Source organism: Chryseobacterium hagamense (genome assembly GCF_007991455.1).
In the GTDB taxonomy this organism is placed as follows: Bacteria; Bacteroidota; Bacteroidia; order Flavobacteriales; family Weeksellaceae; genus Chryseobacterium; species Chryseobacterium hagamense.
The window spans coordinates 22,192-43,301 of the sequence record NZ_BJYJ01000013.1; the positions used below are offsets into that span (position 1 = coordinate 22,192).

The following is a 21,110-nucleotide window of genomic DNA, read 5'->3' on the forward strand; positions in this document are numbered from 1 at the left end:
TTTAATTAAATTTGTCATTCAAACATTTATTGTATGCAAAAAATAGAAATCAGAAACTTTGGCCCTATACAAAACCTAATTCTTCAATTAAAAGATTTTTCTGTCTTAATAGGTCCTCAAGCTAGTGGTAAAAGTACAATTGCCAAAACTATTTTTTTTTTTAAATCATTAAACGACGATTTAGTAAAATATTTCATCAATTCGTTTGAAAGTGGGGATTTCGAGAAACCAATTAACTCTTATGGAAAAATAATTAGACAAAAATACTTAGATTATTTTGGACCTAGTACGCATTTAAATAATCTGTATTTAAAATTTTATTATACTAAAGATATCTGGATTACTATAACTTTAGAAACAAATCATAATTATATTACAGCTAATTTTAGTAAAACATTATTGGATTCAATAAAAAAATTGGTAAACGAATCTTTGAAATTTCATTCATCACATAATAGCAGAAGTATATCTCTACTTACTAGTAAGGATTTATTACAGAAGGATATTGAAAAGAGAGAATTTATTTCAAATATAAAAGAAAAATGTAATTTAATTTTTAAAGAGGATAGGGAATTAATTTTCATTCCAGCTGGTAGAAGTTTATTAGCTACTTTATCTGACCAACTTCAATATGTAAATCCTAGAAGTTTAGATTTTTTAATGAGAACTTTCTTAGATAAAATTAATATCGTTAGGCCTTTATTTAATAAATCATTAAATGATATTATTAAAGAAAGAAAATTATTAACACAGCTTGAAATAGACTACTCGAAAACTACATTAGCAGAAAATATTATTACAAAAATTTTAAAAGGAAAATATCAGTTTGATAAAGATGGTGAAAAAATTTATTATGATGCCAATAGTTATGTAAAATTAAATTTTTCATCTTCAGGTCAACAAGAATCGTTGTGGATTTTATTACTATTATTTATAATTATATTAGAAAAACAAAATGTTTTTATTGTAATTGAAGAGCCAGAAGCTCATCTCTTTCCTGAAGCTCAAAAAGAAATTTTAAATTTAATTGCATTGATGTCTAATATAAGAAATTCACAAGTTATTATAACAACACATAGCCCTTATATAATTGCCTCGTTAAACAACCTGATTCTAGCAAAAAAAGCTGGTAATAAAAATTCTAAACTTGTAAATAATATTATAAATAAACACTTATGGATAGATAGAAATAAAATCTTTGCGGCAAAAGTTCAATCTGGAAAAGTTAGTGAGATTATTGATTCAGAGTTTAACATTATTGAGCAAGATTACGTAGATATGATCTCTAGAGAAATCAATAGTGAATTTGATGCACTTTTTCAATTAAATCAGCAATAATATGTCTTGTAAGCCTTTTGAAACTTGTTTTGAATTTGTTAAAGAAAAACATTCTATTGTATCTTTTAGAGATAAAAAATCATCTACTAAATATATTTATAAAAATAATAAAAAAGATGAATTATCAAAATATAGAATTGATGGCTGTATTATTAATGATAATGGCTCAAAATGCGATTACATTTTAATTAACTGTACTAAAAAGAAAGTTTTTTTCATAGAATTGAAAGGGTCAGATTTAGTTAAAGCGATAGAACAAATTGATCGCTCATTAGATTTGTTGCTGAGTTACTTTGAGGATTATACTATAGAGGCTAGAATAGTTTTAACCAGAGTTAATACAGTAGATCTAAAAGATATTAAATTATTAAAATTAGAAAATAGAATAAAAAACTTAAAGGGTCAATTAATTAAACAAACCAGACAGTTAGATGAAACAAATTAGTTCATGATTAAGTAGAATATTTTTTTTAACTAGACTTAATTAATGATGATCCTAAATAAAAAAATTTAATCTAAATCCCATGAAAAAACTATTCTTTTTTTTCATCATAATTTTCCTTTTCGCCGCCTGTGGGGAAGACTGCTACAATGCGCCGCAGCCGATCGCTTTCAAGTTTGTGAATACCAATGATGAAAACCTGATCACCAACGGGACACTGACGAATTATTCCGTGAAAGAGGAGAACCAGAAGACCATCCAGCTTACCAAAACCGATGAAAACCTCCTGATCCTGGAAAATGTAGGTGCTTACAACGGTACAAAAAACTATACCTTTACTTCTAATGTCAGAAATTTCACTTTCACGATACAGTCGTCGGAGTTTAAAGGCGGATGTGACGGATACCAGATCAACAAATTAACGTTTACTGGCGTAGGAATTGATGTGAAAGACGAAAACGGCTACTACAAAATTATATTTCAGTAAGTTTTAGCCTGCAGCATTTACAAAACGTACAGAATGAAAATACTATTTCCGGCTTTGGCTTTGGTCCTGATATCAGGTTTATTTTTTGGGCAGAAAAGTGTGCCTGCCGATTTCAGAAAAATCCCGGAAATCCTCGATAATCCGGAACTCCTCTACCCTTTTGTGATCCCGGATAAAAAATATGGCTATTGGTCGGTACTCCGCAACAATCCTGATCCCGATCAAGCAGTCATCTACGAAAGCCAGACGCCTGACCGTATGACCCTGAACGATCCCGCCCCGGAAAAAGGTTTTTTCCAGAAATGCCTTGGTGAAGATTGCTTTTCCTACATTTTAGCCTGTGAGAACGGGAAATCCACCTATTTTTCAGACGAACAGCAGCTACGCAATTTTATCGGATTTGTAGACAATCTTCCGGAAGCGGTTTTATTAGCGAATACTTATGGGTATATGGTCGATAGCAGCAGTCCGGAAGGCTCCTATAAAATGGAAGCCCATCAGATCTCGCTTTACCTCGTAAAATCGAAAAACGACTTACAGTCGAAAGAATCTTTTTTCATTAAGATCAACCGGAAGACGGGAAAACTGGAAGCGACGAAGATTGGGAAATAGTGATGAATAAAGGCTGGAGGAGGGAAGCTGGAGGCTGGATGTACTGCCAGACCATATAAGATCCGGAAGTACTTTATTAATCTCAAGGAAACCATTAAGATTTAATAAGGTATTCAGAAAAATGAAGATTCGCTTAGCCTGAAGCGTACTGCTAAATAAAAATCTTTGATTTTCTTAATCATCTTTAAACCCTTCATACTCTTAATGGTTCAAACCGCATTTCTACGTTTATTTTTTTCAACTTCCAGCATTCCGCGTCCTTTTCCAGACATATTCCCATAGTTTTCATAAAATCCTGTCATAAGAATTTTAAAACTTCTTTAACTGAATTTTCTTCGGACAATGCGTAAATTTGGGCTACATTAAATTTAAGAACAATGCTTAATTTCGAGTTTAAAAATCCAACCAAAATACTTTTCGGAAAAGGAGAAATCACAAAAATTTCCAAAGAGATTCCGGCAGAGGCCAATGTCTTAATAATCTACGGCGGCGGAAGCATCAGGAACAACGGCGTTTACGACCAGGTAAAAGAAGCTTTGAACGGCCATCAGGTGTATGAATTCGGTGGCGTACCGGCGAATCCGGAATATGCCGTTTTAATTAATGCCCTGAACCTGATCAAAGAAAAGAACATCACCTTTCTTCTGGCAGTAGGCGGCGGCTCCGTGATCGACGGAACGAAATTCCTTTCGGCAGCGGCAAATTATGACGGCGACCCGTGGCAAATCCTGACTAAGCCCGTTAGGACCTTTGAAGGGGAAGGGATGCCTTTCGGAACGGTATTAACATTGCCGGCAACAGGTTCGGAAATGAATTCCGGCTACGTAATTTCCAGAAGGGAAACCAATGAAAAATTATCCACCGGAGGGCCCGGGCTGTTCCCTCAGTTTTCCGTACTGGATCCTGAAGTGGTACGGTCCATTCCGCCAAGACAGATTGTTAACGGATTAACGGATGCTTACACCCATGTCCTGGAACAGTACATGACGGCTCCTTCATCTGCCGATTTACAGGAAAGGATTGCGGAAAGCATTCTCATCAGCTTACAGGAGACAGCCCCGAAAGTCCTGGCCGGTGATTTTGATTATGATGCCGCCGCCAATTTTATGTGGTGCTGTACCATGGCCTTAAACGGACTGATCCAGAAAGGGGTAATCACCGACTGGGCTGTGCATGCCATGGGGCATGAACTGACCGCTTACTTTGGAATCGATCATGCAAGAACCTTAGCCGTAATCGCACCATCCCATTACCGGTATAATTTTGAGACCAAAAAGGGCAAACTGGCACAGTATGCGGAAAGAGTCTGGGGCATTAAAGACGGAAGCACAGAAGAAAAAGCGGAAGCCGGCATCAGAAAGATGGAAGAATTTTTCCACAGCCTGAATATCCAGACCCGACTTTCAGACTATACCGAGGATTACCAAGGTACGGCAGAGCGTGTAGAGAAAGCATTTACCGAAAGAAACTGGCTGGGCCTCGGAGAGTATAAAAAACTGACGCCTCAGGATGCTTATAAGATTGTAGAGATGAGTTACTAAAGGCTGGAAGCGGGATGACGGAGGCAGGAAGTTTGAATGAAATGACGGAAGATCGGAAGACAAATATGTTCAGCGTCAGTCTTTCATCCTGTTAATTTATGCTTTAAATGGTAAATTCCGTATATGAACTTCCGGCAAACGGCATCCTGCTTCCCTCTCATTTACTTTTTCTGCAAACATTTGTTTAGAAAACCTCAATTTCATTATATATATTTCAAATTTATTTATATTTTAGCATATTCTAAATTTGTAAAAATGAAAAAACCGTTACTTTTATTTGCCTTCTCAGCGCTAGCGCTTATTTCCTGTAAAGATGATGATATCCAAGCTTATGAAATGGATATGATGAAAGGCGATTGGAAGATTAGTAAAAAAGAAGTAATATCCGGAAAAGACGATAAAACCGCACTGAGCACCGAAGTTCCTACCGGATGCAGCGTCAGTGATAATTTAGAATTCAGGACCGATTATTATACTTCATTTACCACTTACGGCGGAACGGGAACCAACTGCCAGGTGGCTTCAAAGCTTGAAGGAACCTATACCTACAATTCTGAAACAAAAGACCTGGTGGTTACCTATAAGAACAACAGTGCGGTAAGTTACCGGATCGTGGTGCTAACCAGTTCTGAAATGAGGATCAAACAGATGTCCGGTAATATCGATCAGAACGGAGATACGATAGTTGATGCAGAATACATTACCTACAAAAGATAAAAGCAGACTCCCGAAACAATCGGGAGTTTTTTAATAAAATGAACAAGAAAATTTAATATACTCTAAAATTATTAAACAATGAAGAAGATGTTATCAGCATTTTTACTGCTGACCTTTTCCCTGTTCTTTTCACAGGAAAAACCAATGTTCTGGCAGGACATCCAGCATTTTAAGAAACTGGATCAGGAAAACCCTCCGGCAAAAAATGCCATCCTTTTACTGGGCAGTTCCTCATTTACGAAATGGACGGATGTCGCCAGCTATTTCCCGGATAAAACCATTATCAACAGAGGCTTCGGAGGATCCAGGCTGACGGACCTCAACTTTTATGCGAATGATCTCCTGAATTCTTATCAGCCCAAACAGATCATCATCTACTGCGGTGAAAACGATTTTGCAGACAATGCCCTGCTGAAAGCGGATGTTGTGGTTGACCGGTTTAAAACGTTCTATAAAAAAGTCAGGACTAAATTTCCGGCTATTGAAGTGGATTATATTTCCATCAAGTATTCTCCAAGCCGCGAAAATCTCTGGCCGCAGATGAGGGAAGCCAATAAGAAAATCGCCGCCTTTATGAAAAAACAGCCGCGGTCAAAATTTATTGACATTACCAAAGTTATGCAGGATAAGAACGGAAACGTACGACAAGAGCTTTTTGTGGAAGATATGCTCCATATGACCCCGGAAGGCTACCGATTATGGACGTCGGTTATGAAACCTTACATGAAATAAGATGGAACGGCCTGCTAAAGAACTGCCTATTTACAAAAAGGCTCAGGAAATATTCAAAACGGTAAAGATTATCACGGATCTGTTTCCTGAAGACAACCAATATCTCCAAAGCATCAAAATGCAGATTCTTGAAGACAGCATGATAATTCAGGCTAAAATTTCCGGTGCCGAAGCTGTAAAGCTTTATGATATTAAAATGGAAAATGCCGCAATTATCCGTAAAGCGGCAAGGGATATTATGGTCAGCGGCAATAATCTTGAAATGTTCGGTTTTGCAGATGCCAAATATTATAAGCTGATCCGGAACCTCATTGAAGAATTCAGGATCTTGTTTGTCGATTGGGTAGCAGGATTCAATCCGAAACATTTTATTGTGGACGACTGGGGACTTTTCAATCCGCCGGGGATTACACCCGATTACATTCAACGTGACGACGAACTCAATTTTCTTGATGAAGATAATGAGGGATAAATAAAATAAAAAAGGCTGTTTCATAAGTAATGAAGCAGCCTTTTTACTTTTCAGCCGGTCTTAAAGATTAATTTTGAAGAAGCTGTTTTTTTCCTTTTCTTTGCATCCTAAAATTAATATCAACCATGAAAAAGCTATTATTTCTCGCCGTATCGGCAGGTTTCATTTTTACTTCATGCAGTAGCGATGATGACGTAGATTCCAACTCCATCGTAGGTAACTGGCGGCCGGTAAGCGAAAAAGCCATCTCCGGAAAAAACGGAAGCACGCTTTACAACGATCCTCATTCTTCCTGCTATAAAAAAAGCACCATTAATTTCAAGCCGGACAATACCGTATCCAGTACGCTCTATGATGAAAATTCAGGCGGAAACTGCGAAAATTACGGAACTGAAACCTATTCTTATTCTTATGATGCCGCAAAAATGCAGCTGACGGTTGATGGTGACGTTAGCGAAGTGGTCCTGCTCAACCAGAAGGAGCTTCATTTCGTAAGCGACTATGACGATGTAAACGGTGATGGTGTAGATGACAAAATTATTCTTGTATTCGCAAGATAACAGAAACACCCGGAAATTTCCGGGTGTTTGTTTTTTATTTCTTTTTCTTGGATTTTGATATCGCTTTCTGCTGTGCCCGGTTGGCTCCGAACTTTTTCGGCGCTTTCCTCTTGGATGGTCCGCCCCAGTTTTCTTTGGTATTCTTTGCTTTTTTCTCATGAAAGGCGCCGCCACCGTCACCGATTTTTACCATCGCAGGATTTTTCATGACAATCTGATCTTCTTCGGAAGCAATCTTCTTCGGATTGATCTTCACTTCCTCAGGGAAATCAATGTATCTGAGTTCCTTATCCATCAGCAATTCGATATCCAGTGCTAAAGTCTCCTCTTTTTTCGTAACGAAAGTCACTGCCTTACCGTCCTTGTCTGCCCTACCCGTTCTACCGATCCGGTGGATATACTGCTCAGGGATATCAGGCGTTTCAAAATTGATGACGTGGGTAATATCCGAAATATCCAGACCTCTGGCCATAACATCCGTTGTGATCAGTCCCTTGATTTCTTCCTGCTCAAAACGTTTCATCGCTTTCAGCCTGTAGTTCTGGGATTTATTGGAGTGGATCACATCGAACTGCTCAGGGAAAAGTTCATCGATTTTTGTAAACAGGAGATCTGCATTTTTCTTGTTATTGGTAAAGATCAATACCTTGGACATATCGGCATCGGTTTTCAGCAGATGTTCCAGTAAATTGATCTTGGTATTGAAATTCTCGACTTTATAGGCCGTCTGCTCGATTTTCTCAAGCGGCGTTCCCGATTTGGCGAGGGAGATTTCAATGGGGCCTGCAAAATACGTATCCAGCATTTCGTCTACTGCATCGGTCATGGTCGCGGAAAAAAGAATATTCTGCCTTTTGTCCTTCATCATTTCAAAGATGTGGGTCAGCTGCGGTCTGAAACCAAGGTTCAGCATTTCGTCAAACTCATCAATAATCAGCTTCTGGACCTCTTTCAGGGAAATGGCATTGTCGATGGCGAGATCCATTACCCTTCCCGGCGTTCCGATCAGGATATCGCATCCGTTATCGAAAAGCAGCTTCTGGGTATTGATGTTTTTACCTCCGTAAATTCCGATCACTCTTGCAGTAATATTTTCCGTCAGTTTTTCTACGATTTCCGTTACCTGAACCACGAGCTCCCTTGTAGGAACCAGCACCAGGACGGTTGGATTCCCGGATTTGTTGTATTTCCAGGTTTTCAATACCGGTAAAAGATAAGCCAGTGTTTTACCGGTCCCGGTTTGTGCAATCCCCATAACATCGCGTCCGGAAAGAATCGGCCCGATACTTTTCTCCTGAATCGGAGTGGGCTCAAATAAATTCAGGTCTGCTAAAACATCAAGAATTTTAACCGGAAGGTCAAAATCTGCAAAAGTGAGTTGTTCCATTTTGCAAAGATAGGCAATTAATTTTTTAATGTTTAAAAATCTAAAATGCAGAGACTGTGTAGATTTATTTAACCCTAGTTCATGATCTCAACAATGCATCAGTTAAAGTTGAAAGATGCAACAGAAACTTCCCTTTGATTTATCAGATGGTACACTTACGGCGTGCTTCTCATCCTTCCCTTATAATTGCTACACAGATGATATTCCTACGGAATAAGGATTGTGAGGGTTGATCTTACATTGGATCTAAACTTTAAATCTAAAAATTTATCCTAAAGATCTTGCATATTACGCAGATTTCATCTTGAAGGATTAAGAATATCATCACTAATCTATTCTTCTAAAGATAAGCAATAACACATTTTCCGGCATTCATAGTTGCCATTAAAACGGGTTGGCTCCGGAGGCGCAACATCTGTGTAGTTAAAGTTCAAGCCGTTATAGCACAACTCCAGCGGAGTTCTATCTTTTTATAGCCAACGTTCAGATAGCATACCTGTGGCGTGCCTTATTTAACCTTTATTGTGGCTACACAGTTAATATTCCTATGGAAAAAGAATTTGAGAATGATGGTTACCACTGACTTTAACCAATACACACAAATAAACCAGTCCGCAATTTATTTCCTCGTAATTCTCAGCAGAATCACAATGATTAAAAACACGGAAAAAATAAAACCCAATACCGCTGCCAAAGACAGTTCGCCGATCCTCGGTCCTGTTTCCGAGACAAAAACGATGGCGGTAGCAATGATGTTGGCACCGAGAACCATAGCCAATATCAGGCTGACGATGCTGGATTTGATCAGCTGGTTGGTTTTTTCGATATTTTTGATCTCACTGGAAACCGTAAATTTATTTTCATCCAGCTTCTGCAGGACGGAGCGCAGTTCTTTCGGGATCTCATCCACATTATCCGTGAACATCATCATCCGGTCCATTCCTGTTTTCATCAGGTTTTTGGGACTTATTTTCCTGGCAAATATTTTTCGGGTGTACGGATGCAGGCTCTTCACCACATCAAGATCCGGATTAATGGTTCTTCCGACGCCTTCAATCAGTCCGATTCCTTTAAACAGAAGATAAAAATAATCCGGCATATACAGGCGGTTGTCCTTTAAGACATCTTTCATCTTGTTGATGATCGCCTGGGGGTTAATTTCCTTTAATGAGGTGCTGTGGACAAAGTTCAGGATGTCCTCCACATCGGCTTCGAACCTTTTTTCATCGGGGATCTGGTAGCTGACGGCCATTTTTTTAAGGTGACGGACGATTTTATGCGGGTTCTTAGCAACGAAACTGACGATGAGATTCTCGAGAATTTCCTTATCATTGGGCGGAATTTTCCCGACTGCGCCGAAATCGATGAAGACTACTTTTCCATCCTTTTTCACCAGGATATTCCCGGCATGCGGATCGGCATGGAAAAATCCGTAGTCCAGGATCTGCGAAACGAAAAGCCTTAAGCCCGCTTCGGAAACAGGGATGGGGTCAAGATGATATTTCAGAAGCGTGGCGGTATCCGTTATCTTGATCCCGTCGATAAACTCCATGCACAGGATATTGTTGTTACAAAGTTCCTCATATACTTTCGGTACATAGGTTTCTTTGCTGTTTTTGAAATTCCTTCTGAATTGAAGGATGTTTTCTTTTTCATTGATTAAGGACACTTCCTCCAGCAAAGATTTTTCAAAAGTGGAAATGGCCTGCTTCAGGTTCAGCTTTTCACCGATTTCGGAATAGGAAGACACCAGCTTTTCCAGATCTTTGATGAGCAGCAGATCATCTTCAATCAATGTCTGTACGTCAGGCTTCTTAATTTTCAGAATAACGTCGGTTCCATCAATCAGCACGGCTTTGTAAACCTGTGCAATGGAAGCTGTGGCCAATGGTTGTTTATGAATATCGGCAAAGTAATCTCTGACAGAAATATTGAATTCATTTTCCAGGATCTCCTCCACATTCATTTCCACCGTTTCCACTTTGTCCTGAAGCTTCTGCAGCTCCCGGATCAGCTCAGGCGGCAGCAGGTCTTCCCGGTTGCTGAAGGTCTGGCCCAGTTTCACAAAGGTAGGCCCAAGTTCTTCCAGCACCAGCCGTATCCTTTCGTAGACCGTGCCTCTGGAAACCGCTTCATCGGTATTCTCCGGAGCTTCCGCTTTATTTCCGCCGTTCATGCGGGCCAGCATATCTTTAAAGCCGTATTTGCTCAACACGGAAATCAGTCTGGCGGATCTCTTTAATTTTCTTTGCTGCTTATCAAACATATCCCTGAAATGTAAGTGCAATTTAATTCAAAAATTATTCCTGGCAGAACTTAAATTTTTATAGCAAATGTTAAATAAAATGTAATTATTTTCCCAAATTGAGTTTATATGATGATTTTTTTTAACTTTACATTCACCAAACAGTGAAACTAACCTATAAAATTATTAAAATGAAAAATTTAAAGAAAGTATCAAGATCAGAAATGAAAAGTATTTCAGGAGGCGGAATTATTACAAACTGCTCGAATAAATGCTGTCCGGATGACGGAAGACCAAGATGTCCAAGACTGATTTGCCCTGCAGTGGTTTGTCCGCAGGTATTATAAGCGCTGCAACACAGGTAAAATTAAAGGCTGTCCGAATTTTTCAGACAGCCCTTTGTGTACCAACCCATTACAGGTTTTTAAAATCGGTATTGATTATTTCAGGTAAGTTTCGTACAGATCCTGCCGGCGGTCTTTCATCACCTGAACGGACCCATGATGGTGCAGGTCTTTAAGCAGATTCAGATCGACGTCAACGATCAGGGTCATCTCCGTATTCGGAGTGGCCTCCCCTTTGACGGCATTCGACGGAAAGGCAAAATCCGACGGGGTGAATACGGCCGCCTGCCCGAACTGGATGTCCATATTATTCACTCCCGGAAGATTCCCGACACAGCCCGCAATGGCTACATAACACTCATTTTCAATGGCCCTCGCTGCCGCACAGTGGCGAACACGCATGTATGCATTCTGCGTATCGGTAAGATATGGCACAAAAAGAATTTTCATTCCCTGATCTGCCAGGATTCTCGGCAGTTCCGGGAACTCCACATCATAACAGATCACCAGTCCTATTTTCCCGCAGTCGGTATCAAAGACCCGGATCTCGTTCCCCCCTTTCATTCCGTAATATTTTCTTTCATTCGGGGTGATGTGGATCTTGCGGTATTCATCTACCCTACCATCGCGGTGAAGAAGGTAGCTGACATTATACAGATCGTTGTTTTCGAACACAGGCATGCTTCCGGAAATGATATTCACATTATAGCTGATGGCCAGATCGGAGATTCTCATCCTGATTTCTTCCGTGAGTTTGGCCAGCTCAATCATGCTGTCCCGCTCCGAAAGCTTATTGAACGGCGCCAGCAAAGGGGTGTTGAACAATTCGGGAAAGAGGACGAAATCCGCTTTGTAATCGCCCATAACATTCACGAAGAATTCCACCTGCTCGTAAAAGGCATCGATGTCCTTGAAATGGCGCATCTGCCACTGCACCAGCCCCAACCGGATGATGCTGTCCTGCATCGTTGTGTTTTTCTTGCTGTAGTAAATGTTGTTCCATTGCAGCAATACCGCATTTTCACCGGAAGATTCGTCTTCCGGAAGATAGCCTTTCAGTACCTTGATCGGCAGGAAGTTATTGGAAAGCTGGAATGACAGTACGGGATCATAAATTTCTTTATCCCGGACTTTCCGGATGTATTCCCTCGGGGAGAGGTCGGTGTGTTTGTAGTAATTCGGGATTCTGCCTCCCAGGATAATAGACCGCAGGTTCAGCAGTTCGCAGAGTTCTTTCCGGGCATCATACAGCCTTCTTCCCAGCCGGAGTTCCCTGAATTCAGGATCCACAAACACTTCGATTCCATACAGGACGTTTCCCGTGGAAATATGGGTATTGAACGTATAATTTCCCGTAATATCGCTGTAGGTATGGTCGTCACCGAATTCCTCGTAATTAACGATAATCGATAAGGCTACGGCAGCGAGTTTCCCGTCTACCGTAATGCAGATCTGCCCCTTTGGAAAAATGGTGGTCAGCTTTTCAATGCTTTTCTTTGACCAGACGTATTCCGACATCTGCGGGTAGGCCCTCTTCATGGTCTCTACCAGTTCCGGATAATCGGCTACGGTGAGCGCTCTTGTTTCTATTTGCATCTGATGTAATTTTGTTTAAATTTAGGGAAAATATAAGAAAAAACTATTGTGTGGAAGCAAAGTTTTCACGAAGAGCCGGGCTGTTTATCGTTTTTAACGGGATGAAAATACCGTTACACCCAATGTTGATTTTATACATCCCTTCGTGACTCCATTTTCTGTTTTCAAAGGAAACTGAGCTACAATTAATCCTTAATATTTTGAATATGGCGATCCTCCTGCCACCGGACGGCATCGGGATTTAATTTAAACTGTCCTTTCCAGGACTTCATTTTCTGCTGTATTTGACAGGAGAAACTTCCGGCATCCGGCACCCTTCTTCCAGCCGCTTAATCCAGGTTCTCCTTCGGGTTCACGTTCAGCAAGCAGCAAAATTTTTAATTCATATCTGATCATCCTGCTGATAAGAAAAACTACCGGGATCCGGTCTCCGTATTCCATCCAGATCATCCAATTTCCAATTCGAGTTCATGTTCAATTAAACCAGGCGGCATGGGACTTCGAGGTCTTCCGTGAGGTAATAGCTGCAGCACAACCGGTGATAGCCGTCTGCGATAATGAGTTTTTCCTGGTTGCCCCGTACCAGGAGAATGGGTGACAGTTTTTTGCTGTTCTTTACTTTTTTAAGGTTTTCCCTGACGTGAATGTTGTCTTTCGGAAGCAGAGGCAGGCTGCTGGCGCGGAAAATATCCTTCGACTTTTTACGGACGGTTTTGCCTGCTGCAGTTTCTCTACAAATGCCGCAGCTGCATCGGGTTCAAAAATCAGTTCGAGGTAATCCTGAGCGGCGGGAAAATCATGGGTTTCCGGCTCGGGAAGCCAGATGTTGCTGTATCCGGCGGCTTTTTGTTTGGCATTCATTGGATATATGTTAAAATTGGTATGCATGGATCCGGGTATCGTTCATCATCTGACGGATAAGCGTCTGGTGGCTGCCGATATTTCCGGTGATTTTCCAGGTCGTATTACAACCGTTGGCATCATAACGTTGGCGGACCAGGGAGTATTTCAGTCCATAGCGGTTAAAAAGTGTTTCGCAGTATTCCAGATCCTTTTGATCCAAAGTCGTGATGGAATATTCCCTGATTTTATGGCGGTTGTCGATAAATTCCTGCAGATAGGAAAGCAAAGTAAGGATTAGCAGGACCAATGCTACCCCCAACAATGCCAGATAGATATGTCCGGAGCCGATGCACATTCCCAGAGAAGCGGTGGCCCAGATGGTGGTGGCCGTCGTGATGCCGCCGATTTTATTGTCATCCTTAAAGATTACGCCGGCCCCGAGAAACCCGATCCCGGTAACGATATTGGCCGCGAGCCGGTCCGGATTCGAGATCCCGATCTTCAGGGAAAGGATGGTAAAAAGACAGGATCCGAAACTGATCAGGATGAAAGTCCTTAATCCGGCGGATTTATTCCGGTATTCCCGCTCGGCGCCGATCAAAAGGCCGATGATGACGGAAATGATGATCAGCAATAAGTCATTTCCGGTGGTCCACGTTCCGATTATTTTCATGAGGTAATTAATATCAAAAATATAAAATAATCAGCTGTGAAGTTGGGGATAGGGAATTAAAATTTAATTAAATATAACAGGCTGGAAGATGGATGCCGCAAGCTGGAAGTTTTATAATCGAATACAATCACGTGCAAATCAAAAATATTATGTATGATATTATACGAACAGGTATTTTTTAAACCTGCTTTTATTTTTAAACGCAGAGATTATTTTTCATACTGTATAACGTAAGCTGGCAAAGAAAGGATCAGGTAAATGACCTGATGAAGCGTATGCATCATCAATATGTTTTATTAGTAATAATGCCGCTTTTCCTCTGTTCTTTAAGATATTAATGACGATCAGATTTTGCGTTTAAGAAGTAATGATCTTGAGCATCAGTGAGAATTTATGGTGCTGAATTAAACCTGACGGATTTTTGGAACCCGTAAGGCTGGGAGTGATATGAATAAAAAAACCTCCCTTCCGGGAGGCCAAAAAAACACAAATGATGAAAAAAAATTATTTCGAAGTACAAAGGTATTCCGAAGAAATTTATTTTGTTATGCGTAGAATCAATTTCGTTAAAATTATTCCCACTCGATGGTTGCAGGCGGTTTGCTTGAAATATCGTACGCAACTCTGTTGATTCCTCTTACTTCATTAATGATTCTGCCGGAAACGGTATCCAGGAATTCGTAAGGAAGCCTGCTCCACGTCGCGGTCATGAAATCGATGGTATTTGCCGAACGTACTACTGCCGTATATTCATAGGTTCTTTCGTCACCCATTACCCCCACGGATTTTACAGGAAGCAATACCACGAAAGCCTGGGAAACTTTTTCGTACAGGTCGTTTTTATAGAGTTCTTCAATAAAAATATCGTCAGCTTCCTGCAGGATTTTTACTTTCTCAGCATCTACGGCACCCAGTATCCTGATTCCCAATCCGGGTCCGGGGAAAGGGTGGCGGTGTACCAGATGATGAGGAATACCCAATTCTTCCCCCACTTTTCTTACTTCATCCTTGAAGAGTTCTCTTAAAGGTTCCAACAGTTCGAATTCCATTTCTTCCGGAAGTCCGCCGACGTTGTGGTGGGACTTGATCACGGCAGACGGTCCGTTTACCGACTGGCTTTCGATCACATCCGGGTAAATGGTTCCCTGGGCCAGGAATTTCGCGCCTTCGATTTTATGGGATTCTTCGTCGAAGACGTGGATGAATTCGTTTCCGATGATCTTTCTCTTGGCTTCAGGATCATCAACGCCTGCCAGTTTTGATAAAAACCGTTCTTTGGCATCCACCAGTTTGATGTTCATGTGGAAATGCTCCCCGTAATTGTCCATCACTTTTTTATCTTCATCTTTTCTCAGCAATCCGGTATCTACAAAGATACAGGTCAGCTGATCGCCGATGGCTTTGTGGATCAGTACTGCCGCTACGGAAGAATCCACTCCGCCGGAAAGGCCGAGGATTACCTTCTGATCCCCTACTTTTTCACGGATTTCGTTTACGGTTTTCTCGATATAGTTCGTCAGTTTCCAGTTTCTCTCCGCTTCGCAGATCCCGAATACGAAATTTTCCAGCATTTTGCCGCCTTCTTCGGTGTGGGAAACTTCCGGGTGGAACTGGACGCAGTAAATTTTCTTTTCTTCGTTGGCGATTGACGCAATCACTCCGGATTTTGCATTCAGTTCAAATCCTGCAGGAAGCTCTCCTACCTCATCGAAATGGCTCATCCAAACCACAGAATTGTTGGTCACGCCTTTTAATAAAGAAGATTCCTTTACAATTTCCAGGTGGGCTTTGCCATATTCCCCTTTTACGCCTTTGTGTACTTTTCCGCCCATCAGGTGTGCGGTAAGCTGCATGCCGTAGCAGATTCCCAATACCGGGATCCCCTGTTCGTATAATTCTTTCTTTACAAGGTGTGCATTTTCCGCATTGACGGAACTCGGACCTCCGGACAGGATGATTCCTTTCGGCTGTTTTTCAAGGATGGTTTCCAAGGGGGTGTTGAATGGTAGAATTTCGGAGTATACGCCCATCTCACGGATTCTGCGTCCGATAAGCTGGTTGTACTGGGATCCGAAATCCAAGATGATAATACCGTTGTTCATTTTATAACTGATGAATAATGATTGATAATTGATATTTGACCGGATTAAAGCCCGGTCTTACTGATAATCTTTGCTAAAAGACTGCCGTTTCCTATAAGACCACTGCCCTAGCCCTGATAGGAGCGGTTACCCCACAGCGGGCCGGCAAGGCCGGGGCGCGAGGAGTATGAGCGGACAGCAGGTTCCCGGCTCCTTAAAAAAAAGCCCCGAAAAATCAGGGCATTATTTTTAAAACTTTCCGATGTCTTCTCTGTAGAAGCCGTAATCGAAATGTACGTGGCCTGCGTCTTCGTATACTTTCTTGCGGGCATCTTCATAGGTGGCTCCGGTTGCTACAATGTTCAGCACCCTTCCACCGTTGGAAACCACTTTGTCTCCCTTGCGGATGGCACCTGCGTATAAAAGCGTACTGTGCTTCACGCGGTCTTCCCCTACAATTTCGAAACCGGTCTCGATGTTTCTCGGATAACCTCCTGAACACATCACCAGACAAACGGCTTTTTCGTCCTTAAATTTCAGTTCGATGTCTTTTCCTTCCATACAGTCCTGGATCACATCCAAGAGATTGTTTTCCATCAAAGCCATCAGCACCTGGGTTTCAGGATCTCCGAATCTCATGTTGTATTCCAGAAGATAAGTTCCTTTTTTGGTTACCATCAGTCCGAAGAAGATGATCCCTTTGAAGTTAAAACCTTCCGCTTTCAGTCCGTTCACGGTAGTTTCCAGAATATTCTTCTCGAAATCCGCGTAGTGTTCCGGGGTAAATTCAGGGCTTGGCGCCACGCATCCCATTCCGCCGGTGTTGTGTCCGGTATCTCCGTTTCCTGCTTTTTTATAATCTTTGGCAGCGATACACGGGAACAATTTGTTTCCGTTGGAGAAAGCGATGATGGAAGCTTCAAAACCGTCAAGGAATTCCTCGATCACCAGTCTGATTCCGGCATCCCCGAAGATTCTTTTGATCATGAAATCGTGGATGGTTGCTTCCGCCTCTTCACGGGTATCACAGATGACCACGCCTTTCCCTCCGGCAAGGCCGCTGGCTTTTACCACCAACGGATATTCGTGATCCTGAACGTAGGAAATAGCATCGTTGTATGAATCAAATACTTTGGCAGTTGCCGTTTTGATACCATAGGTCTGCATGAATTTCTTGGAAAATGCCTTACTTCCTTCAAGGCTGGCCACTTTCTGGTTAGGGCCGAACACCTTAAGGTCGTGCTTTTTGAATTCATCTCTGATCCCTTCTACCAGAGGAGCTTCAGGACCTACGATGGTAAGGTCCACTTTTTCCTTGATGGCAAAATCCCTGAGATCTTTAATATCGGGTACGTTCACATTCTGTCCTATTACATCTGTTGTCGCATTCCCGTTGGCAAAAAACATTTTTGAAATTCTCGGGTCATTCTGAAGCTTTACTGCCAAAGCAGATTCCCTTCCCCCTTCACCTATGATTAATATTCTCATACTGTATTTAATTAACTAGTCTATAATTTACAAATATATCATTTTGGATGGTATAAATACAATCCGGATTATTTTTTTAATTCTATTTTAATTAGTGCAAAAAGTGTCTGATCCCGGTGAACATCATCGGAATGTTGTGCTCATTGGCTGCATCGATGCTGTCCTGGTCTTTTACGCTTCCACCCGGCTGGATGATCGCGGTGATGCCTTCCTGCGCGCAGAAATCCACTACATCGCGGAAAGGGAAAAACGCGTCGGAAGCAAGAACCAGCGTTCCTGAGAATTTTTCTTTTGCTCTTTCGATCGCCTGTTGGGTTGCCCAGATCCGGTTGACCTGACCGCCGCCGATCCCGAAAGCCTGAATTCCGTTGGACACTACGATCGCGTTGGATTTTACATATTTTACCACCCTTTGGGAGAACAGCAATGCTTTTCTCTGCTCTTCGGTAGGCTGGGTTTCAGTTACCACCTTAATATCATCTGAAAAAATACTGTCGTTGTCCTGAACCAGGATTCCGCCGTCAATCTTCACCCAGGTCTGTTTATCGGAAACAGGGTTAACGATTTTAATGATTCTCAGATTCTTTTTCTTTCTTAAAACTTCCAGGGCTTCCTCATCAAATTCAGGAGCCATTACGATTTCAAGAAACGTTTTGTTCAGTTCTTCCGCCGTTGCCGCATCGATTTTGTAGTTCATTGCAACAATTCCGCCAAAGATGGAAACCGGGTCGCATTCGAATGTTTTCTGATAGGTTTCAAGGGCTGAAGTTCCGATGGCCACTCCACAAGGGGTAGAATGTTTTACGGCACAACAGGCCATTTCTTCCTTAAACTCAGTAACGACTTTCCAGCAAAGGTCCATATCTCTTAAATTATTAAAAGACAATTCTTTACCGCCCAACTGTTCAAAATCCTTCATGGCGCCGTTCTCGAAAGTAGAAACATAGTATGCTGCCGTCTGGTGAGGGTTTTCACCGTATCTCAGATCGGAAACTTTTTTGTAGGATGCATTCAGATAAGCAGGATAGTCTTCATCAAGAAGCATTCTTGAGATGGCTGCGTCATAAGCCGAGGTAAGGTTGAATACTTTTCCGGCCAGCTTTTTACGGGTTTCGATGTAAGTATCGCCGTTCTGTTCCATTTCTGCCTGTACGGATGCATAATCTTCCGCATCGGTAATTACCGTCACCGAGTCAAAGTTTTTGGCAGCAGAACGAAGCATCGAAGGACCTCCGATGTCGATGAATTCTACCTTTTCGTGAAGGGAAATCTCTTTGTTTACGTTTTCAAAGAACGGGTAAAGATTCACGATCACCATGTCGATCAGCCCGATCCCATGTTCCTGAACGGTGTTCATGTGTTCCTCATTGGAACGCACCGCCAAAAGTCCGCCGTGTACTTTCGGGTGAAGCGTCTTCACTCTTCCGTCCAGCATTTCGGGAAAATCGGTTACCTCATCAATCTGAATGGGATTTAAACCAGCGTCTTTCAAATGTTTGAACGTCCCTCCTGTAGAAATCAGTTCATAGTTGCGGGCTTCCAGAAACTGAGCGAATCCGATCAATCCGCTTTTGTCAGAAACACTGATTAAAACTCTCTTTTTACTCATTTTACTTTCGATTTTTTACTTTTTACAGCTATTTCAAACTGTAGACCGGTTCTTTCACCTCCGGTCTTTATTTTTACTTAGATTTTTCTTTATTTGAACACTTTATTCAATGCTGCTGCCTGGATCACTTACTAACCACCCCGTCAAAAATTCTTTGTGAATTTTTGCCATCCCTCCAGGGGAGGGAATTTTCTTTATTACCCGTTGCCCAATACTTTGTTGATGGCTTCCGGGAAGATTTCATATTCCACCTCATGAACTTTCTGAGCAATGGTTTCCGCGGTATCTTCTTCCGTTACCGGAAATGATTTCTGAAGGATAGCTTCCCCTTCATCAATTCCCGGTGTTACAAAATGCACGGTGGCGCCGCTCTCTTTTTCCCTGGCTTCGATCACCGCCTGATGCACATGGTGTCCCCACATTCCTTTTCCTCCGAATTTCGGAAGCAGTGCCGGATGGATGTTGATGATCTTTCCGGTCCAGTTTTCACAGAATTCAGGCTTCAGGATGGACAAGAATCCGGCCAATACGATGAGATCCGTATTTTCGGGGATTATTTTTCCCAGCTCACTGCCGAAATTTTTCCCTCTCGGAATAAGAACGTTTTCGATGTTATGTTTTTTTGCCCTTTCCAGTCCGAAACACTCCCGGTCGGCTACCACCAAAGATACTTTGGCATCCGGGATCTCCCCGCTGTCGATGGTATCCATGATCCGCTGAAGGTTGGTTCCTGAACCTGAAACGAGCACAACGATGTTTTTCATAATTATAATGTAACAATGTATCAGTATACCAGTGTAACAATGTTTAAGATTGGTAAATTGCTACAATGGTAAATTGCTACATTTATATTGAGAGATTGATCTTTTCATTTCCTTCGGTAATTTCCCCGATTTCATAGGCATCATCCAGAAGATGAAGAATTTTTTCCGCATGTTCCGCATCTACCACAACGATCATTCCCACACCCATATTGAAGGTTCCGAACATTTCCTCGCGTGCGATCCCGCCTCTTTTTTCAAGCTCCAGCATAATGCTTGGAATTTTAATTGTTGAAGCATCGATGGAAGCACATAAACCATCAGCAATGATTCTCGGGATATTTTCATACAAACCGCCTCCGGTGATGTGGGCAATCCCAGCCACTTTCACTTCCTCAAGGATTTTGTGAATGTCTTTATAATATAATTTGGTAGGTACCAAAAGGGTTTCGTACAGAGGTTTGCCTTCGAATTCTTCGTTAAAATCCGGGAATACTTTCCTTACCAGCGAGAATCCGTTGGAATGGAATCCTGAACTTGGCAAAGCAATAATCTTGTCTCCGGCCTTGATCTGTGAACCGTCGATGATTTCATCTTTCTCAACAATCCCTACGCAGAATCCGGCAACATCATAATCTCCCGGCTGGTACATCCCCGGCATTTCCGCCGTTTCACCACCGATCAGGGCACAGTTGTTGTCTTTACAGGCATTTACCATTCCCAGAACGATTTCGGCAGCAATTTCGGAATCCAGTTTTCCGCAGGCCAGGTAATCGAGGAAGAATAAAGGTTTTGCTCCATGGCAAAGGATATCGTTGGCACACATGGCAAAACAGTCTACCCCGATGGAATCGTATTGTTTGGAATCTAAAGCTACTTTCAGCTTCGTTCCTACCCCGTCGGTTCCGGAAACAAGTACCGGATTTCTGTATCCTCCGATTTCATAGAATGCCCCGAAACTCCCCAGATGATTCAGTACATTGGAGTTATGGGTTTCACCCACCGCTTTTTTGATCTTGTCAACGGTTTTATATCCTTCTTCTTTGTCTACGCCTGCTGATTTGTATGTGTTGCTCATAATATTTTTAAATAATCTAGCAATGCTTCAGTTTAACAGTGTAACAATGCTTTCAACAGGTAACATTGATAAACCGGCACATTATATTGTCTTTTATTTCAAAT

Annotated in this window: 20 protein-coding genes; 10 read left to right on the plus strand and 10 right to left on the minus strand. The window is 41.7% G+C overall.

What is annotated here, in order from left to right; translation table 11 throughout:
• Positions 1–33: 33 nt before the first annotated feature.
• The 9 genes from CHA01nite_RS12235 (at position 34) to CHA01nite_RS12275 (ending at position 6,901) form a co-directional block, all read left to right on the plus strand.
• Positions 34–1,338, plus strand: a complete 1,305-nt coding sequence (locus tag CHA01nite_RS12235) for an AAA family ATPase (protein ID WP_146941729.1) — start codon at positions 34–36, stop codon at positions 1,336–1,338.
• A 1-nt stretch (position 1,339) separates the two neighbouring features.
• Positions 1,340–1,783: a hypothetical protein gene (locus tag CHA01nite_RS12240; protein WP_146941731.1), complete on the plus strand. Its 444-nt coding sequence runs from the start codon at positions 1,340–1,342 to the stop codon at positions 1,781–1,783.
• Between the two features lie 79 nt (positions 1,784–1,862).
• Positions 1,863–2,267 (plus strand): hypothetical protein, encoded by a 405-nt coding sequence (locus CHA01nite_RS12245; RefSeq protein WP_146941733.1) that lies wholly within the window; start codon positions 1,863–1,865, stop codon positions 2,265–2,267.
• 33 nt (positions 2,268–2,300) lie between these two features.
• Positions 2,301–2,879 carry a hypothetical protein gene (locus CHA01nite_RS12250; RefSeq protein WP_146941735.1) on the plus strand — a complete coding sequence of 193 codons (579 nt, stop codon included), beginning with the start codon at positions 2,301–2,303 and terminating at the stop codon, positions 2,877–2,879.
• Between the two features lie 377 nt (positions 2,880–3,256).
• Entirely contained in the window at positions 3,257–4,420 is a 1,164-nt protein-coding gene (locus CHA01nite_RS12255) for an iron-containing alcohol dehydrogenase (protein WP_146941737.1), read from the plus strand.
• A gap of 255 nt (positions 4,421–4,675) precedes the next feature.
• The gene (locus tag CHA01nite_RS12260; protein ID WP_146941739.1) at positions 4,676–5,137 is read left to right on the plus strand and encodes a lipocalin-like domain-containing protein; all 462 of its coding nucleotides are present in this window, start codon (positions 4,676–4,678) and stop codon (positions 5,135–5,137) included.
• A gap of 78 nt (positions 5,138–5,215) precedes the next feature.
• On the plus strand, positions 5,216–5,869 hold the full coding sequence (locus CHA01nite_RS12265; protein ID WP_146941741.1) for a GDSL-type esterase/lipase family protein: 654 nt from the start codon (positions 5,216–5,218) through the stop codon (positions 5,867–5,869).
• A gap of 1 nt (position 5,870) precedes the next feature.
• On the plus strand, positions 5,871–6,341 hold the full coding sequence (locus CHA01nite_RS12270) for a hypothetical protein (protein ID WP_170234729.1): 471 nt from the start codon (positions 5,871–5,873) through the stop codon (positions 6,339–6,341).
• A 125-nt stretch (positions 6,342–6,466) separates the two neighbouring features.
• Positions 6,467–6,901 carry a lipocalin-like domain-containing protein gene (locus tag CHA01nite_RS12275; RefSeq protein WP_146941743.1) on the plus strand — a complete coding sequence of 145 codons (435 nt, stop codon included), beginning with the start codon at positions 6,467–6,469 and terminating at the stop codon, positions 6,899–6,901.
• Positions 6,902–6,935: 34 nt separating this feature from the next.
• On the opposite strand, the gene CHA01nite_RS12280 is transcribed toward CHA01nite_RS12275, so the two are convergent.
• A complete protein-coding gene (locus CHA01nite_RS12280; RefSeq protein ID WP_146941745.1) occupies positions 6,936–8,288 on the minus strand; it encodes a DEAD/DEAH box helicase in 1,353 nt (450 codons plus the stop codon).
• Between the two features lie 619 nt (positions 8,289–8,907).
• Positions 8,908–10,554: an ABC1 kinase family protein gene (locus CHA01nite_RS12285; protein ID WP_146941748.1), complete on the minus strand. Its 1,647-nt coding sequence runs from the start codon at positions 10,552–10,554 to the stop codon at positions 8,908–8,910.
• Between the two features lie 170 nt (positions 10,555–10,724).
• On the opposite strand from CHA01nite_RS12285, the gene CHA01nite_RS21130 reads away from it, so the two are divergent.
• A complete protein-coding gene (locus CHA01nite_RS21130; protein ID WP_444979415.1) occupies positions 10,725–10,880 on the plus strand; it encodes a bacteriocin-like protein in 156 nt (51 codons plus the stop codon).
• 93 nt (positions 10,881–10,973) lie between these two features.
• Here CHA01nite_RS21130 and CHA01nite_RS12290 read toward each other — a convergent pair whose 3' ends face one another.
• The 8 genes from CHA01nite_RS12290 to purM form a co-directional block, all read right to left on the minus strand.
• The gene (locus CHA01nite_RS12290) at positions 10,974–12,473 is read right to left on the minus strand and encodes a carbon-nitrogen hydrolase family protein (protein ID WP_146941750.1); all 1,500 of its coding nucleotides are present in this window, start codon (positions 12,471–12,473) and stop codon (positions 10,974–10,976) included.
• A gap of 615 nt (positions 12,474–13,088) precedes the next feature.
• Positions 13,089–13,334 (minus strand): hypothetical protein, encoded by a 246-nt coding sequence (locus CHA01nite_RS20845; RefSeq protein ID WP_228458409.1) that lies wholly within the window; start codon positions 13,332–13,334, stop codon positions 13,089–13,091.
• A 10-nt stretch (positions 13,335–13,344) separates the two neighbouring features.
• On the minus strand, positions 13,345–13,989 hold the full coding sequence (locus CHA01nite_RS12300) for an MgtC/SapB family protein (RefSeq protein WP_146941752.1): 645 nt from the start codon (positions 13,987–13,989) through the stop codon (positions 13,345–13,347).
• 572 nt (positions 13,990–14,561) lie between these two features.
• On the minus strand, positions 14,562–16,091 hold the full coding sequence (gene guaA, locus CHA01nite_RS12305; protein ID WP_146941754.1) for a glutamine-hydrolyzing GMP synthase: 1,530 nt from the start codon (positions 16,089–16,091) through the stop codon (positions 14,562–14,564).
• Between the two features lie 228 nt (positions 16,092–16,319).
• Positions 16,320–17,558 (minus strand): phosphoribosylamine--glycine ligase, encoded by a 1,239-nt coding sequence (gene purD, locus CHA01nite_RS12310; RefSeq protein ID WP_146941756.1) that lies wholly within the window; start codon positions 17,556–17,558, stop codon positions 16,320–16,322.
• Positions 17,559–17,649: 91 nt separating this feature from the next.
• Entirely contained in the window at positions 17,650–19,167 is a 1,518-nt protein-coding gene (purH, locus tag CHA01nite_RS12315; protein WP_146941758.1) for a bifunctional phosphoribosylaminoimidazolecarboxamide formyltransferase/IMP cyclohydrolase, read from the minus strand.
• Between the two features lie 197 nt (positions 19,168–19,364).
• A complete protein-coding gene (gene purN / locus CHA01nite_RS12320; protein ID WP_146941760.1) occupies positions 19,365–19,931 on the minus strand; it encodes a phosphoribosylglycinamide formyltransferase in 567 nt (188 codons plus the stop codon).
• An 82-nt stretch (positions 19,932–20,013) separates the two neighbouring features.
• The gene (purM, locus tag CHA01nite_RS12325; RefSeq protein WP_146941762.1) at positions 20,014–21,006 is read right to left on the minus strand and encodes a phosphoribosylformylglycinamidine cyclo-ligase; all 993 of its coding nucleotides are present in this window, start codon (positions 21,004–21,006) and stop codon (positions 20,014–20,016) included.
• Between the last annotated feature and the right edge of the window lie 104 nt (positions 21,007–21,110).